Annotated in this window: 13 protein-coding genes; 8 read left to right on the plus strand and 5 right to left on the minus strand. The window is 71.9% G+C overall.

Annotated elements, in window-relative coordinates:
* Positions 1-48 precede the first annotated feature (48 nt).
* The 3 genes from HBH26_RS07860 to HBH26_RS07870 are packed head-to-tail and all read right to left on the minus strand — an operon-like array spanning position 49 to position 2,566.
* Entirely contained in the window at positions 49-363 is a 315-nt protein-coding gene (locus HBH26_RS07860) for a reverse transcriptase-like protein (protein WP_209308423.1), read from the minus strand.
* Between the two features lie 35 nt (positions 364-398).
* Complete coding sequence (locus HBH26_RS07865; protein ID WP_168134255.1) at positions 399-941, minus strand: pseudouridine synthase; 543 nt, start codon at positions 939-941, stop codon at positions 399-401.
* An 11-nt stretch (positions 942-952) separates the two neighbouring features.
* A complete protein-coding gene (locus tag HBH26_RS07870; protein ID WP_168134045.1) occupies positions 953-2,566 on the minus strand; it encodes an NAD(P)/FAD-dependent oxidoreductase in 1,614 nt (537 codons plus the stop codon).
* Between the two features lie 111 nt (positions 2,567-2,677).
* Here HBH26_RS07870 and HBH26_RS07875 point away from each other — a divergent pair, with 111 nt between their 5' ends.
* Entirely contained in the window at positions 2,678-3,022 is a 345-nt protein-coding gene (locus HBH26_RS07875) for a DUF6481 family protein (RefSeq protein WP_168134046.1), read from the plus strand.
* The gene (locus HBH26_RS07880) at positions 3,019-3,690 is read left to right on the plus strand and encodes a spermidine synthase (protein WP_168134047.1); all 672 of its coding nucleotides are present in this window, start codon (positions 3,019-3,021) and stop codon (positions 3,688-3,690) included. The genes HBH26_RS07875 and HBH26_RS07880 overlap by 4 nt, the downstream gene beginning before the upstream one ends.
* Before the next feature lie 83 nt (positions 3,691-3,773).
* Here HBH26_RS07880 and HBH26_RS07885 read toward each other — a convergent pair whose 3' ends face one another.
* Positions 3,774-5,363 carry a serine hydrolase gene (locus tag HBH26_RS07885; RefSeq protein ID WP_168134048.1) on the minus strand — a complete coding sequence of 530 codons (1,590 nt, stop codon included), beginning with the start codon at positions 5,361-5,363 and terminating at the stop codon, positions 3,774-3,776.
* Positions 5,364-5,450: 87 nt separating this feature from the next.
* Between HBH26_RS07885 and HBH26_RS07890 the strand changes: the two genes are divergently transcribed.
* From HBH26_RS07890 to HBH26_RS07915, 6 genes are all read left to right on the plus strand, one after another.
* Positions 5,451-6,062 (plus strand): TetR/AcrR family transcriptional regulator, encoded by a 612-nt coding sequence (locus tag HBH26_RS07890; protein ID WP_168134049.1) that lies wholly within the window; start codon positions 5,451-5,453, stop codon positions 6,060-6,062.
* Positions 6,063-6,431: 369 nt separating this feature from the next.
* Positions 6,432-6,842: a hypothetical protein gene (locus HBH26_RS07895; RefSeq protein WP_168134050.1), complete on the plus strand. Its 411-nt coding sequence runs from the start codon at positions 6,432-6,434 to the stop codon at positions 6,840-6,842.
* Positions 6,839-8,092: an efflux RND transporter periplasmic adaptor subunit gene (locus tag HBH26_RS07900; protein WP_168134051.1), complete on the plus strand. Its 1,254-nt coding sequence runs from the start codon at positions 6,839-6,841 to the stop codon at positions 8,090-8,092. Before HBH26_RS07895 ends, HBH26_RS07900 begins: the two co-directional genes overlap by 4 nt.
* 163 nt (positions 8,093-8,255) lie before the next feature.
* Positions 8,256-11,429 carry an efflux RND transporter permease subunit gene (locus tag HBH26_RS07905; protein WP_168134052.1) on the plus strand — a complete coding sequence of 1,058 codons (3,174 nt, stop codon included), beginning with the start codon at positions 8,256-8,258 and terminating at the stop codon, positions 11,427-11,429.
* A gap of 12 nt (positions 11,430-11,441) precedes the next feature.
* Positions 11,442-12,842: an efflux transporter outer membrane subunit gene (locus HBH26_RS07910; RefSeq protein WP_168134053.1), complete on the plus strand. Its 1,401-nt coding sequence runs from the start codon at positions 11,442-11,444 to the stop codon at positions 12,840-12,842.
* Positions 12,843-12,873: 31 nt separating this feature from the next.
* The gene (locus tag HBH26_RS07915; protein ID WP_338057298.1) at positions 12,874-13,929 is read left to right on the plus strand and encodes an NAD(P)H-dependent flavin oxidoreductase; all 1,056 of its coding nucleotides are present in this window, start codon (positions 12,874-12,876) and stop codon (positions 13,927-13,929) included.
* A gap of 5 nt (positions 13,930-13,934) precedes the next feature.
* Here the strand turns inward: HBH26_RS07915 and HBH26_RS07920 are convergent, their stop codons facing one another.
* Entirely contained in the window at positions 13,935-16,262 is a 2,328-nt protein-coding gene (locus tag HBH26_RS07920) for a GH92 family glycosyl hydrolase (RefSeq protein ID WP_168134256.1), read from the minus strand.
* Positions 16,263-16,506 lie beyond the last annotated feature (244 nt).

Genomic DNA, 16,506 nt, shown 5'->3' on the forward strand with positions numbered 1-16,506 from the left:
CGGTGGATGCCGGGACGAGCCCGGCATGACGAAGATCTCCCTGGAACGTCACCGCCGCAGCGCGTCGAGCGCGATGCCGGCCAGGTTCTGCGCTCGACGCAGATAGCGCAGCCGCAGGTGCGCGCCGCCCAGCGCGTGGAATGTGTCGAGGTGCTCGCGATACGCGGGCGGGCATCGCACCTCTCCCCGTGCCTGCGCGATCACGGCGGCGGCATCGCCCAGCAGCACCGCGTCGGCGATTCGGCGCTCGCGCACCAGCCGCAGCGCGGCCAGCAGCGCCAGCCACTCCGCCTCCATGCTGGTGCCCGCGCCAAGATCGCACGCGACGATCGCCTCGCCGCGGATCACCACGGCCCACTCCATGCCTCCAGGCCTGCAGCCGCCGTCGAAGAAGACCTTCACGCCACCCGCCACTCGCCCGGCTCCAGCCCGCCCAGCGACCAGTCACCGATGCGGCGTCGCACCAGCCGCAGCGTCGGCAGCCCCACTGCCGCGGTCATGCGTCGGACCTGTCGGTTGCGCCCCTCCCTGATCGTCAGCTCGATCCAATGGTCGGGCACGCTCGCGCGGAAGCGCACCGGCGGGTCGCGCGGCCACAGCGCGGGCGGGTCGATGCGTCGCGCCTCCGCCGGCCGGGTCATGCCGTCCTTCAGCATCACGCCCGCGCGCAGCCGCGCCAGCGCGTCCTCGTCCGGTGTGCCTTCCACCTGGACGAGATAGGTCTTCGCCAGCTTGAAGCGCGGATCGGCGATGCGCGCCTGCAAGTGTCCGTCGTCGGTCAGCAGCAGCAGCCCCTCGCTGTCGCGATCCAGCCGCCCGGCCGGATAGATGCCGGGCAGGTCGATGAAGTCGGACAGCGTCGCCCGCGCCGCGTGGGTACCGCGATCGGTGAACTGGCTCAGCACGCCATAGGGCTTGTTGAAGAGGACGAGCTGCGACACGCCCGCGCTGCTCACGCAGCCATGCTCAGCGCCACCGCCTCGGCCACCTTGATCCCGTCCACCGCGGCGGAGAGGATGCCGCCGGCATAGCCAGCGCCCTCGCCCGCGGGGAACAGGCCGGCGGTGTTGACGCTCTGCATGTCCTCGCCGCGCGGGAAGCGGACGGGGGAGGAGGTACGCGTCTCCACCCCGGTCATCACCACGTCGGGATGGTCGTAGCCGCGAATTTGCCGCCCGAACGCGGGCAGCGCCTCGCGCATCGCGGCGACGACATAGTCGGGCAGGCACAGCGACAGGTCGGTCGGCGTCACACCGGGACGATAGGACGGCACGACCGACCCGAGCGCGGTGGAGGCGCGTCCCGCCATGAAGTCGCCCAGCCGCTGTGCCGGCGCCTTGTAGTTTGATCCACCGGCGACGAAGGCGCGCTCCTCCAGCTCGCGCTGGAGCGCGATGCCCGCCAGCGGGTCGCCGGGATAGTCGCGCGCGGGATCGATCGCGACGACGAAGCCGGAGTTCGCGTTACGCTCGTTGCGCGAATATTGGCTCATGCCGTTGGTGGCGACGCGCCCTTCCTCCGACGTGGCGGCGACCACGGTGCCGCCTGGGCACATGCAGAAGCTGTAGACCGTGCGCCCGTTCGAGCAATGGTGCGAGATGTGGTATTCCGCCGCACCCAAAATCGGATGGCCGGCGTCCTGGCCGAAGCGCGCCTGGTCGATCCACGATTGCGGATGTTCGATCCGCACGCCGATCGAGAAGGGCTTGGCCTCCGCCTGCACCCCCGCGGCGTGGAGCATCGCGAACGTGTCGCGCGCGCTGTGCCCCACCGCCATCACGACGCGGTCGGCCGCCAGCGTGCTGCCGTCGGACAGGTGCAGCCCGCGCAGGCGGCGCGCGCCCGCGCCGTCGGTGGCGACGTCCAGCCCCTCCACCCGCGTCTCGAAGCGATATTCGCCGCCCAGTTCCTCGATCTGCGCGCGCAGGCTCTCCACCATCGTGACGAGGCGGAAGGTGCCGATATGGGGGTGCGCCTCCGTCAGGATTTCCTCCGGCGCGCCCGCCTTCACGAACTCGGTCAGCACCTTGCGGTTGAGGTGCCGCGGGTCCTTGATCCGGCTGTAGAGCTTTCCGTCGGAGAAGGTGCCCGCCCCGCCCTCGCCGAACTGCACGTTCGATTCGGGGTTCAGGACGTGGCGGCGCCACAGGCCCCAGGTGTCCTTGGTCCGCTCGCGCACCACCTTGCCGCGTTCCAGCAGGATCGGGCGATAGCCCATCTGCGCCAGGATCAGCGTGGCGAACAGGCCGCACGGCCCGGCGCCGACCACCACCGGGCGCGGCGCGCCGGCGGGGGCGGTGGCCACCGGACGGTAGCGGGTGTCGGGTGTCGGGCCCACGTCGCGGTCCTTGCGGAAGCGCGCCAGTACCGCGCCCTCGTTCCGCACCGCCACGTCGAGCGAGTAGACCAGCGCGATGCTGGTGCGGTCGCGCGCGTCGTGGCCGCGGCGCGCGACGGTGAAGCGGATCAGCTCGCGCGGGGTGATGCGCAGCCGCCGGCACACCGCCGCCGCCAGCGCCTCGTCCGCATGGTGCAGCGGCAGCTTCAATTCGGTGATGCGGATCATCGCGCCGCTCTATCTTGCGTCGCGGCGATTGGCGATTCCGCGCCGATGGGGTAAGGCGCCGCGCCTGACGGCCCGTTCGGCCGGGACGACCCATTGGAAAATCTGAGGATCATGGCAGGATTCAAGCTACCCACGTTCAACGATCGCGCCGCCGCGGCACGCGCCGCCAAGGAAGCGGCGCTGGAGAAGCTGCGCAACAAGCCGGCGCTTGACCCGGCCGTCGTCGCCGAGCGCCAGGCCGCCGCCGCGGCGAAGGAAGCCGCCGCCGCGGAACGCCGCGCCGCCAAGCAGGCGGAGCTTCAGGCCGCCAAGGAAGCCAAGGCGGAAGCGAAGCGGCAGGAGGCCGAGCGCCGTGCCGCCGCCGAGGCCAAGGCGCAGAAGCCGAAGCTGACGGAGGCGGAGGCCAAGGCGCTGCGCGACGCCAAATACGCCGCGCGCAAGGCCCGCAAGCGTTGATCCCACGCGAGCCGATCGGTGTGGCGGAGGTCCCGGGCGGCCCGCCGCTCCGACTGGTTCGCCACGGTCGCGACTTCATCATCATGCTCGACCGCAACGAGCTGATGAGCAGCCGCATGAGCGGGTCCGAAGTGGCGCTGGGCACGATGACATGCGACCGGCTGGCCGGTCGCGCCGCGCCGCGGCTGCTGATCGGCGGTTACGGCATGGGCTTCACGCTGCGCGCCGTGCTTGCACGGCTGGGGCCGGAGGCGCGGGTGACGGTGGCGGAGCTGGTGCCGGGCGTGATCGAATGGGCGCGCGGGCCGCTGGCGGAGCTGACCGCGGGCTGCCTGGACGATCCGCGCACCCTGTTGCGGATCGAGGACGTCGCCGCCGCGATGGCCGCGGCGCCGGGCGGCTACGACGCGATCCTGCTGGACGTCGACAACGGGCCGGACGGAGTCACGCGCCCGGCCAACGACGGTCTCTATTCGGCCACGGGGCTGTCTCGCGCGCGCGCCGCGCTGCGTCCCGGCGGCATCCTGTCCGTCTGGTCCTCCGCGCCGGATGCCGCCTTCGCCCGCCGGCTGGGGCAGGCGGGCTTCGCCGTCGACGAGCAGCGCGTGCGCGCGCGGGAGAACGGCAAGGGGCCGCAGCACACGATCTGGTTCGCGACCCGCCGCTGACGCGCTGACGCGGCCCTGTTCGTGCTCCCGCGCAGGGGATGTGCGGCACTCCGCCCGGAGCGGCCCCGGCGACCAGGCGCCTGTCAGGAGCCGATCCTCTCAGGGCGCAGGTGCTGGAAGTCGTAGGAGAAGTCGGCCAGCGGCGACAGCGCCTTCAACTCCAGCCGCACCGGCCGGCCGCCTTCGATCACGAAGCCGACCACCGCATCCTCGCCAGCGCCCGGCGCGAAGCGCGTGCGGAAGCGGTCCGGCCCGAAGGGTTCCAGCACGCTCCTGAACACCGGCGTCCGCGTGAAGTCGATGGAGAGCCTTGCACCAGCCTCGCGCACGACGATGTCGCCGTACCAGGGATCGCGATAGCGGCCGGCATAGGTGGCGAGCGGCAGCGAGGGGCCGCCCGGCGGAACGGCGAAGTCACCGCCGCCCGCCAGTTCGCGCACCTCGCGCTCGTTCTGCTCGCGCTGGCGCTGCGCCGCCGCGAGCCAATCGAACGGCGGGGCGGCGAGCGCCAGGTCGAGCAGCGCGTTGCGCAGCTGCGTGCTGATGCCGTCCTCCACGTTGGTGAGGACGGCGACGCCGATCCCCTGTTCGGGCAGCAGCGCCGTTTGCGTCACTTGCCCGCTGAGGCCGCCCGAATGCGCGATCAACCGGTGCCCGCGATAGTCGCGCACGCCCCAGCCGAGCGCGTAGCCCGAGATCACGCTGCGCGTCGGATCGTCCGCGGTCGCGCCCGCGCCGGCGCCGGTGATGACCTGCGGCGTCCACATCTCGGTCGCGCTCTCCTCGCTCCACAGTCGCCGCCCGGCCGGGGTGACGCCGCGGGCGAGCTGCGTCTGCAACCACAGCGCGATCTCCGCCGCGCCGGCGTGGATCCCGCCGGCGGGGCTGCCCGCGATCGATTCGTCCGCGGCGACGACCGACAGCGCGCCGATACCGCGCGCGGGCGGACCCAGCCGGGCGTGACGCGCGACGACGTTGGCGGTGCGCAGCAGGCTGCGATCCGCCACCGCCGCGCGCATGCCGAGCGGGCGCAGCACGCGCTGGGTGATGTAATCCTCGTAATCCTGCCCGCTGACCCGCTCGATCAGCACGCCGGCGACCACGTACAGGATGTTGTCATAGGCGTAGCCGCTGCGGAACCCGCGCTCGAACGGCAGGTGGCGCAGCCCGCGCACGATGTCGGCGCGGGTGTGATCGGACAGCGGGAATTGCATCAGGTCGCCCGCGCCCAGCGGCAGGCCGCTGCGATGGCACAGCAGATCGCGCACCGTCATCGCCCGCGTGACCACGGGATCGCTGGTGGCGAAATCGGGCAGGTAGCGCACGACCGGCTCGTCCCAGCCGATCTTCCCGGCGTCCACCAGCATGGCCAGTCCGGCGGCGACGAACGCCTTGCTGTTCGAGGCGATGCCGAACAGCGTATCGCCATCCACCCGTGCCGCCTCGCCCAGCCGCCGCACGCCGTACCCGCGCGCCAGTGCAGGGGTGCCGAGCCGTACCAGCGCCACCGCCATGCCCGGCGTGTCGAAGGCGCGCATGAACTGCGCGACCAGCGCGTCGACGCGGTCGTCCTCGCGCATCCCCTGCGCCGTCGCGGCGCGCGTCGCCAGCAGCGCCGCCGCCGCTCCTCCCGCCAGCAACGCCTCGCGCCGCGAGTATCGAGCCTGTGCCATCCGCCGTTCCCCGCTTTCGCGGCGGACAGCATGGCGGGGACGCCGTGTCTTGCCAAGTTGCCGCCGCCCCTTTATATACCGGGCGTTATGGAAGTTGCCGCCGCTCCCACCGCCAAGGGTCGTCCCCGCGAGTTCTGCGTCGATCAGGCGCTGGCCGCGGCGCTCGGCGTGTTCTGGTCGAAGGGCTATGAAGGCGCCTCGATGGCCGATCTGACCGAGGCGATGGGCATCACCAAGCCCAGCCTCTACGCCGCGTTCGGCAACAAGGAATCGCTCTTCCACAAGGCGCTCGACCTCTACGAGGCGGAGAAGCTGGAATATACGCGCGAGGCGCTGAAGCAGCCGACCGCGCGGGGCGTGGCCGAGCATTTCATGCGCGGCGCGATCGACGCGCAGATGAGCAGCTGCGATCCCAAGGGGTGCCTGGGCGTCATCAGTGCCACCGCCTGCGGCGCGGAGGCCGAATCGATCAAGGCGGACGTGATCCAGCGGCGCGCGTCGTCGCAGGCCGCGCTGGTCGAGCGGTTCGAACAGGCCAAGCGCGACGGCGACCTGCCCGCGCACATCGATGTCGCGGGGCTGACCAGTTACCTCTACGCCATCCTGCAAGGCATGGCGGTGCAGGCCGGATCGGGCGCGACCCGCGCCGACCTGGAGCGCGTGGTCGAGACCAGCCTGATGATGTGGCCGAGCCGCTAGAAACTCGCGCTGGAAAGTCGTTGCGCAAAAATAATTACCGCTCGGTACAGAAAAGCGATTGACGCAGCGCAACCGGGTTTCTATACCATTCAGTATAGAAGAGAGGCCGGTCAGCGGCCTCCCGGCTCTCGAAGGGAGGGCATCACGTGCAACGTCTTTGCGACCCCCATCGTCCGTAATCGGGTGACCGCGGCCTAGGGCCGCCCATCCGTCAGCGTACCCGCCATCGGCCGCCCCGCCGCCGTCGCCCTGTCGCACGGCGAGGGGGGCGCCGCGTCCGCAAGCCCGCGCCGCCGGCCGGGTGCCGTCGCGATCCCTCGGGGGTCGGCGACCGCCCTGCCGCGCGCCCGCGAAGAAGGGAGAACAACAATGGCCTATGTCGATTTCAGCGACGACCTCCTGCTCGCACCCGCTCCGTCCACCGCGGCACCGCGCTCGTTCGAACCGTCCGTGGACAGCGAAGCGGACGCCCGGCTGAGCGCGCTGGAATGGTCCGTCGTCGCGCTCGCCCGGCGCGACCGCCTGTCCTCGCTCTCGCGGCCCGGCCGCATGTCGATCGCGCTGGGCAAGGTGTTCGGCACCCGCCGCCACGCGCCGCAGCTGGCCGACCAGCGGCTGGAAGCGCTGCGCCGCATGGCGGTGCTCACCTGGCACCGCGGCTTCGCCGTGCCCGCCAGCGAACTGCGCGCCTTCTTCTCCGCCGGCTTCTCCGCCGGCCAGTACGAGACGATGACTGCCAGCATCGTCACCGCCCGCCTGCGAAAGGGCCTGCCCGCATGAACATGATGACGAAGGTGGAGGCGGCGCCCGAGCAGGACGGCGCACGCGAGGCCCGCGCCGCGACGCCGTCGTGGTGGCGCAGGGCGGGCTGGGGCGCGCTGCCGGTGGTTGCGATCGCGGCGGTGTGGGGCGTGCTCGACCGCGAGGGTCCTGCCGTCGCCGCCATGCCGGTGCCGACGGTGCAGGTCGCGCAGCCGCTGGTGCGGCAGGTGAACGAGTGGGACGATTACGTCGGCCGGTTCGAGGCGAGCCGCTCGGTCGAGGTGCGCCCGCGCGTGGGCGGTGCCATCACCGCCGTGCACTTCACCGACGGCGCGATCGTGCGCCGCGGGCAGCTGCTCTTCACCATCGACCCGCGTCCCTATGCGGCCGCTCTGGCCGAGGCCCGTGCGAGCGTCGCCAGCGCCTCGAGCGACCTGGCGCTCGCGCGCGCGAACCTCGCCCGCGCCGGTCGTCTGGTGGCCGACGACGCGGTGTCGAAGAGCGACCTCGACCAGCTCGGCGCTCGCGTCCGCGCGGCGTCGGCTGGGCTGGCGGCGGCGCAGGCGCGGGTGCAGGCGCGCGCGCTGGACATGGAGTTCACCCGCGTCCGCGCGCCCATCGCCGGGCGCATCTCCGACCGGCGGATCGACGCGGGCAACCTCGTCACCGCGGGCGACACCAGCGGCACGCTGCTGACGACGATCAACGCGCTCGACCCGATCTATTTCGCGTTCGACGCGTCGGAAGGCCTGTTCCTGAAGTCCAAGCGCGCCGGCGCCGAGGGGACCGAGGTGCAGGTACGGTTGCAGGACGAGGCGGGCTATGCGCGCACCGGGCGGCTCGATTTCACGGACAACGGGCTAGACCCGCGATCGGGCACGGTGCGCGGGCGCGCGGTGCTCGACAATCCGGACCTGTTCCTGACGCCGGGCATGTTCGGCAACATGCGGCTGGCCAGCGGCCAGGCGGCGACCGCGCTGCTGGTGCCCGACGCCGCGGTGCAGACCGACCAGGCGAGGAAGACCGTGCTGACCGTCGCGCGCGACGGGACGGTGGTGCCCAGGCCCGTGGTGCTCGGCCCCGTGGTGGACGGCCTGCGCATCGTCCGCTCCGGCCTGACCCGTGCAGACCGCGTGGTCGTCAGCGGCACGCAGATGGCGATGCCCGGCGCCAAGGTACAGGTGCAGCCCGGCCGCATCACCCCGTCCCGCGCGGCCGCGCCGCCCACCGCGGTGGCCACCGCCGGCGAGGCGACCTTCGCGCGGTAGTTTCCAGGTCGCCCTCACCCTTCCGCGGCTTCGCCGCTCCCTCCCTCTCCCGGCGGGAGAGGGAAGGGGCCCACCTGGCGAAGCCGGGCGGGAAGGGTGAGGGCGACCGGCTCGGACCGTCGTTATTCCCCCCACCATCGCCCAAGCGGGCGAGGAGGCACCCATGCGCCTGTCGCGCTTCTTCATCACGCGCCCGATCTTCGCCGCGGTGATCGCCGTGGTCATCACGATCGTCGGCGGGCTCGCCTATCTCGGCCTGCCGGTCTCGCAATATCCCAACATCGTCCCGCCCACCGTCACCGTCGCCGCCACCTATCCCGGCGCGTCGGCGGAGACGGTGGCGGAGACCGTCGCCGCGCCGATCGAGCAGGAGATCAACGGCGTGGACGGCATGATCTACCAGTCGTCGCAGTCGACCGGCGACGGACGGCTGACGATCACCGTCACGTTCAAGCCGGGTACCGACCTCGATGCCGCGCAGGTGCTGGTGCAGAATCGCGTCGCCATCGCCACGCCGCGGCTGCCGCAGGAGGTGCAGCGGCTGGGCATCGTCACGAAGAAGACCTCGCCCGACTTCCTGATGGTCGTGAACCTGGTCTCTCCCGACCGCTCGCTCGATACGCAATATCTCTCCAACTACGCGCTCACGCAGGTGAAGGACCGGCTGGCGCGGATCGAGGGCGTGGGCGACGTCCAGCTGTTCGGCGCGCGCGATTACGCGATGCGCGTGTGGATCGATCCCGGCCGCGCCGCCGCGCTGGGGCTGACGGCTGGCGACATCGTCGCCGCGCTGCGCGCGCAGAACGTGCAGGTGGCCGCCGGCACGCTCGGCCAGCCGCCATATAATCAGGGCAACGCCTTCCAGCTGAACGTCGAGACGCAGGGCCGCCTCACCGAGCCGCAGCAGTTCGCGAACATCGTCATCCGCTCCGACGCGGACGGGCGGCAGGTGCGCGTGTCCGACGTGGCGCGGGTGGAGCTGGGCGCCGCCGACTATTCGACCAACACCTATCTGTCGGGCGAGCCGACCGTGCTGCTCGGCGTGTTCCAGCGCCCCGGTTCCAATGCGCTCGCCGCGTCGGAGGCGATCGAGCAGGAGATGAAGACGCTGGAGAAGACGTTCCCCAAGGGGCTCGCCTATCGCGTCATCTACAATCCCACGGAGTTCATCGCGCAGTCGATCGACGAGGTGATGAAGACGCTGATCGAGGCGATCGTCCTCGTCGTCCTCGTCATCATCGTCTTCCTGCAACGCTGGCGCGCCGCCATTATCCCGGTGGTCGCGATCCCCGTCTCGCTGATCGGCACGTTCGCCGTGCTGCTGATGGTGGGCTACTCGCTCAACAACCTGTCGCTGTTCGGCCTGGTCCTCGCCATCGGCATCGTCGTCGACGACGCGATCGTCGTGGTCGAGAACGTCGAGCGCAACCTGTCCCGCGGCCTGTCGCCGTTGCAGGCCGCCTTCACCTCGATGGACGAGGTGTCGGCCGCGCTGGTGGCGATCGTCGCGGTGCTGTGCGCCGTGTTCATCCCGACCCTTTTCATGAACGGCATCTCCGGCGCCTTCTACCAGCAGTTCGCGGCGACCATCTCCACCGCCACGGTCATCTCGCTGGTCGTGTCGCTGACGCTGTCGCCCGCGCTCGCCGCGCTGCTGCTGAAGGATCACGTCCACGACGAGGCCGGCGGCAACGTCGCGATGCGCCGGCTGCGCGCCGCGGGCGAGGCGTTCAACCGCGGGTTCGAGCGGATGAGCGCGGGCTATGCCGCGCTGACGCGCCGGCTGGTCGCACGCCCGAAGAGCATGATGGCGACGTATGCCGTGCTGATCGCCGCCACCGGCGGTCTGCTCTATTCGACGCCGACGGGCTTCATCCCGCAGCAGGACCAGGGATATTTCCTGACCGTCATCCAGCTACCGCCCGGCTCCTCGGTTGAGCGCACCGACGCGGTCATGCGCAAGGTCGCGCAGCGCATCCTGCCGCTGGACGGCGTAAAGGGCGCGGTGATGCTGGCCGGGTTCGACGGCCCGTCGCAGACGCTCGCGCCCAATGCCGCGGCGGCGTACATCCCGCTGAAGGATTTCGAGGATCGCAAGGGCGTCCACGTCACCGACGTGATGGCCGCCGCGCAGAAGGCGACCGCCGACATCACCGAGGCGCGGCTGATGATCGTGCCGCCTCCCGTCATCCAGGGCATCGGCGCGGCTGGCGGCTTCCGCATGATGGTGCAGGACAAGGGCGGCCACGGCTATCAGGCGCTGGGCCGCGAGGCGCAGGCGCTGATCGCGAAGGCGAACGCCGCCCCCGGCCTCGCCGGCGCCTACACCTTCTTCGACACCGCCACGCCGCGCGTCTTCGCCGACATCGACCGGCGCAAGGCGGACCTGCTGGGCGTCCCGCCGGAGCGGGTGTTCGAGGCGCTGAACGTGTATCTCGGCTCCGCCTTCGTGAACGACTTCAACCTGCTGGGCCGCACCTATCGCGTGACGGCGCAGGCCGACGCACCGTTCCGCGCGACCGAGGCGGACATCGCCAACCTGAAGACGCGGTCGAACGCGGGCGGCATGGTGCCGATCGGGTCGGTCGCCACGTTCGAGGACCGCACCGGGCCGTATCGCGTCGTGCGCTACAACATGTTCCCCGCGGTAGAGGTGGACGGCAACACCGCGCCGGGCTTCTCGTCGGGCCAGTCGCTGGTGACGATGCAGCGGCTGGCGGCGGAGACGCTGCCGACCGGCTACGGCACGGAATGGACCGACATCGCCTTCCAGCAGCAGCTGGCCGGCAACACCGCCGCCATCGTCTTCGCCCTGGCCGTGGTCTTCGTCTTCCTGGTCCTCGCCGCGCAGTACGAAAGCCTGCTGCTGCCGTTGTCGATCATCATGATCGTGCCGATGTGCCTCTTCGCCGCGATGATCGGCGTGAACCTGCGCGGCATGGACAACAACGTGCTGACGCAGATCGGCCTCGTCGTGCTGATCGCTCTGGCGGCGAAGAACGCGATCCTGGTGGTCGAGTTCGCGCGCCAGGCGGAGGCGGAGGACGGGCTGTCGCCGGTGGAGGCGGCGGTGCGCGCGGCGCAGGACCGGCTGCGGCCGATCCTGATGACCAGCTTCGCCTTCGTGCTGGGCGCGGTGCCGCTGCTGATGGCGAGCGGCGCGGGGGCGGAGCTGCGGCAGGCGCTGGGCACGGCGGTGTTCTTCGGCATGCTGGGCGTCACCGGCTTCGGCCTGATCTTCACCCCGACCTTCTACGTCGTCTGCCGCGCGGCTGCGCTGCGGCTCGGCCGGCGGCGCGTCGCCGCCGCCGATCCCGCCCTCCAGCCCGCCGAATAAGGAGCGTGTGACATGATGCGCCTTCTCCTCGCTGCCTCTTCCGCGCTGGCGCTCGCCGCCTGCGCCGCGGGGCCCGACTATGCCCGCCCGGCGACCCCCGCCGCCGCGGCCGGGCCATTCCTCTCCACCGGCGCCGCGACGTCCGCCACCGCCACCGACAACGACCGCTGGTGGCAGCTCTATCGCGACCCGGTGCTGGACGGACTGATCGCCGACGCGCTGGCGGCGAACACCGACGTGCGCGGCGCGGTGGCGCGGCTGGAACGCGCGCGCGCCGGTCTGCGCGAAGTGGCGGGCGACCGCCAGCCGCAGGCGACGGCCGGCGCCAGCGCCACCTACGGCCGGCTCTCCGCAATCCAGCGCCCGCCCGGCCTGCCGCGCGAGAACTGGACGGTCGATACCGGTATCGACGTCGCCTACGAAGTCGACCTGTTCGGCCGCGTCCGCCGCAACGTGGAGGCCGCGCGCGGCGACGTCGGCGCGGCGGCGGCCGACGCGGAGGCGGTGCGCGTGGCGGTGGTGGCGGAGACGACGCGCGCCTATGCCGATGCGGCGTCCGCGGCGGAGCGGCTGGCGGTGGCGACGCGCATCGTCGAGCTGCTCGACCGGTCGCTTCGCGTCACGAGCCGTCGCGCCGACGTGGGGCTGACCACGCCGCTCGACACCGCGCGCATCGCCACGCTGCGCGAGCAGCGGCAGGCCGACGTGCCCGCGCTGGCGGCGGAGCGGCAGGCCGCGCTGTTCCGCCTGGCGACGCTGACGGGGCGCACGCCGGCCGAGCTGCCGCCGGTCGCGGCGGCGCGCGGCACCGCGCTGCGGCTCGATCGGCCGATCCCGGTCGGCGACGGCGCCGCGTTGCTGGCGCGCCGCCCGGACGTGCACGCCGCCGAGCGGCGGCTGGCGGCGGCGACGGCGCGGATCGGCGTGGCGACGGCGGACCTCTATCCCCGGATCAGCCTGGGCGGCTCGGTCGGCTCGACCGGCACGGGCCTCGGCGATCTGTTCGGCGCGGGGCCGCTCAACTGGCTGCTCGGCCCGCTGGTCAACTGGACGCTGAACCCCACCAAGGCGCGCGCGCGGATCGACGCGGCGGAGGCGGACACGCGCGGCGCGCTGGCCAGCTTCGACGGCGTGGTGCTGCAGGCGCTCGAGGAGACGGAGACCGCGCTCTCCAACTACGCCCGGGCAGTGGAGCGGCGCGGCGCGTTGCAGGCGGCGCGCGACCGGGCCGAGGTGGTCGCGCGGATCACGCGCGCGCAGCAGCGCGAGGGGCAGATCGACAGCCTGGCGCAGCTGGATGCGGAGCGGACCTTCGCCGACACGCAGGCCGCGCTGGCGCTGGCCGACGCGCAGATCGCGCGCGCGCAGATCGACGTCTTCCGTGCGCTCGGCGGCAGCTGGACCGCGGCGTGAACGCCGCGCGACTTGCTGCTACAACCCGGCCGTGCCGTCGCTCGCTGATCGCCTCCCGCTCGCCGTTCCGCTGATCCAGGCGCCGATGGCGGGCGTCTCCACTCCCGCGCTCGCCGCCGCGGTGTGCGAGGCGGGGGCGCTCGGATCGATCGCGCTGGGCGCCACCGACGCCGGCGGGGGGCGGGCGATGATCGCGCAGCTGCGCGCCCGCACCGCGCGGCCGTTCAACGTCAACCTGTTCGTCCACGCCGCGCCCGTGACCGATGCCGCGCGAGAGGCGGCGTGGCTCGCGTGGCTCGCGCCCCTCTTCGCACGCTACGGCGTCGCGCCGCCCGCCGCGCTTCACGCGCCCTATGTCCGCTTCGACGACGATCCGGCGATGCTGGCGCTGCTGATCGAGACCGCGCCAGCGGTCGCCAGCTTCCACTTCGGCCTGCCCTCCGCCGCGGCTGTCGCGGCGCTCAAGGCGCGCGGCGTCCTGCTCCTCGCCACGGCGACCAGCGTGACCGAGGGCGAAGCAGCGGTCGCAGCGGGGATCGACGTCGTCGTCGCGCAGGGGATCGAGGCGGGCGGGCATCGCGGCCTGTTCGATCCCGCCGCACCCGACGATGCGCTGGGTACGCTGGCACTGACGCGGCTGCTGGTCCGCCGCTTGCCCGTGCCCGTGGTGGCGGCGGGCGGGATCATGGACGGGGCCGGCATTGCCGCGGCGCTGGCACTGGGCGCGGCGGCGGCGCAGCTCGGCACGGCGTTCGTCGCCTGTCCGGAAAGTGCGGCGGGGGACGCGTATCGCGCCGCGCTCGCGGGGCCCGGTGCGGCGCACACGGTGATGACCTCGCTCGTCTCCGGCCGTCCGGCGCGTTCGCTGCCGACGCGCTTCACCGCGCTCGCGGACGCGCCGATGCCGCCCGCTTATCCGATCGCCTATGCCGCGGGAAAGGCGCTCCACGCCGCGGCGTCCGCGACGGGGGAGCCGGGGTATGGCGCGCAATGGGCGGGGCAGGGCGCCCCGCTCGCCCGCGCGATGCCGGCGGCGGCGCTGGTCCGCATGCTGGCCGCCGAACTGGCGTCCTGCTCGTTGGCCTAGTCACCTCAGCGCCGCGGGGCCGCCACGCTGGTCGAGAACGGCCGCTTGTCAGCGGCGGTGCCGAGCGTCCGGTTGGGCGTCGCCTGCATCGTGAAGCGCAGCTCGCCGCCCGCGGCGATCTCCTCGTGCCGCAGGTACAGCCGGTCGAGCGCGCGCCCGTTCAGCGTCACCCGTCCGACGTAGCGGTTCCGCTCCGACAATCCGTCCGCCGCCACGACGAACCGCTGACCGTCGCGCAGCGTCAGCGCGGCGCGGCGAACGAAGGGGCGGCCGATGACATATTCGTTCGATCCCGGCGCGACCGGGTAGAAACCCAGCGCAGTGAACACCAGCCAGGCGGACATCTGACCCAAATCGTCGTTGCCCGACAGCCCGTCGGGCGTGGCGCGATACTGGCTGGCGACGATCTGTGCCAATCGCTCCTGCGTGCGCCACGGCTGGCCGGCGTGGACGTAGAGATAGGCGACATGATGGCTCGGCTCGTTGCCGTGAATGTATTGGCCGATCAGCCCGGCGATGTCCTCCGCGTGGCTGTAGTCGAGCTTCGAATTGTCGTAATCGAACATCGCGTCCAGCTTCGCCACCGCCGCCGCGTCGCCGCCGAGCTGCGCGAACATCGCGGCCTGGTCGTGCGGCACGAACCAGGAATATTGCCAGGCATTCCCCTCGGTATAGTCGCTGCCGTAATTGATCGCCGTAGGATCGAACGGTTCGCGGAAGCTGCCGTCGGCGCGGCGCGCGCGCAGGAAGCCGGTCTTCGCATCGAAGCTGTTGCGCCAGTTGCCGGCACGCCGGTCGAACCGCCGCGCCACCGCATCGTCACCCAGAGCGTGGGCCATGCGCGCGATCGTCCAGTCGTCATAGGCGTATTCGACCGTCTTCGACGCCGCCTCCGGCTCGCGGTCGATCGGCACGTAGCCGAGCGTCCGATACTCGCCGATCCCGCCATAGTCGGGATAGTCGGCGCTGGCGACCATCGCGTCCAGCGCCTCCCGCGCGTCGAAGCCGCGCACGCCCTTCAGCCACGCGTCGGCGATGACGGGAACGGCGTGATAGCCGATCATCGTCCACGTCTCGCGCCCGTGGAACTGCCACACCGGCAGGATGCCGAAGGGGCTGTCGCGCCGGCTGGCGAGCAGCGAGCGCACGAAGTCGGCGTTGCGCCGCTCCGGCTGGACCAGCAGCAGCAGCGGGTGCTCGGCGCGAAACGTATCCCAGAGCGAGAAAGTGGAGTGGAAGGTGAAGCCGTCGGCACGGTGCACCTGATCGTCGGTTCCACGGTACCGCCCGTCGGCGTCGGAGAAGACCGAGGGGGCGATCATCGAATGGTACAATGCGGTCGCGACCATCCGGCGCATCGGCACCGGCGCCTCCACGTCGAGCACGCCCAGGGCGCGTTCCCACGCCGCACGGGTTTCGCGCGCCACCGCGTCGAAGTCGCCCGGCTCGCTGGCAAGGTTCGCGACGGCGGCATCCTCGTCCACGCTGGAGATCGCGACCTTCAGCTCCAGCGGGCGTGACAGCCGGCCGAAATCGAGCCGCGCCACCAGCGCGCGGCCCTGCAATTGCGCGACGTCGGCCTTGCCGCGGCCGGGGCCCTGAAAGCCCTTGTACGGGACCGCCGCCTCGCGGTTCTCGAACGCATGGCCGGCGAGCGGCGCATCGGCGCGGATCGCGAAGAACAATTTGCGCGCGGGCGCCCAGCCGCGCGTCTCCCGCGCGCCGGTGATCGTGCCGTCGGCGCGGACGCGGAGCGAGGACCACAGGATCTTGCCGGGATAGTCGTAGAGCGAGCTGCGCAGGTCGAGCACGACGTGCGCCGCCTTTCCGGCGGGAAAACGGTAGCGATGGACGCCGACGCGCGTGCCCGCGGTCAGCTCGGCGCGCACGCCCGTGTCGGCGAGCGTCACCGCGTAATAGCCCGGCCGTGCCGTCTCCGCGGCGTGCGAGAAGCGCGAGCGATAGCCCGCGCCGGGTTCGGCCGGGTCGCCCGGTTCCAGCGGCACCGTGTCGCCCGCCACGGGCATCAGCAGGAAGTCGCCCAGGTCCGAGTGACCCGCGCCGGAGAAATGCGTCTGCGAGAAGCCCTGGATCGTCGGATCGTCGTGGCGATAGCCCGCGGCGTGGCCGTAGCATGCGCGGATCTGGCAGCGCGTGTCGGTGTCGGGGCTGACCTGCACCATGCCGAACGGGGCGACCGCGCCGGGAAAGGTGTGCCCCTCGCCCCCGGTGCCGATGAACGGGTCGACATCGTCGTACGGCCCGCGCGCCCCGGCGGGGGTGGTAGCGAGGGTCAGGAGGAGAGCGGCGGCGGCACGGCGGGCGAGAGGCATGGTCACGTTACAGCACGGCGAGGCGGCCGCTCCAAGTCCGAGCACTCCAGCTCGGCTGATCCATGTTAGGGCAGCTTTCCTGTCGTTTAACCGGGGCAAAAAGACGGTGAGCCGAACGGCAGCGTATATTTACAATTCGGCAATCGAGGGCGCATTGCGCGGAAGGGGACGGCCTTGCAGGTCGTGGGAAAAACGGGGGCGATAACAACGGCGTGCGCTGAAATGCGTGCCGATCAGGGAGATC

This window comes from Sphingomonas corticis (assembly GCF_012035195.1).
In the GTDB taxonomy this organism is placed as follows: domain Bacteria; phylum Pseudomonadota; class Alphaproteobacteria; order Sphingomonadales; family Sphingomonadaceae; genus Sphingomonas; species Sphingomonas corticis.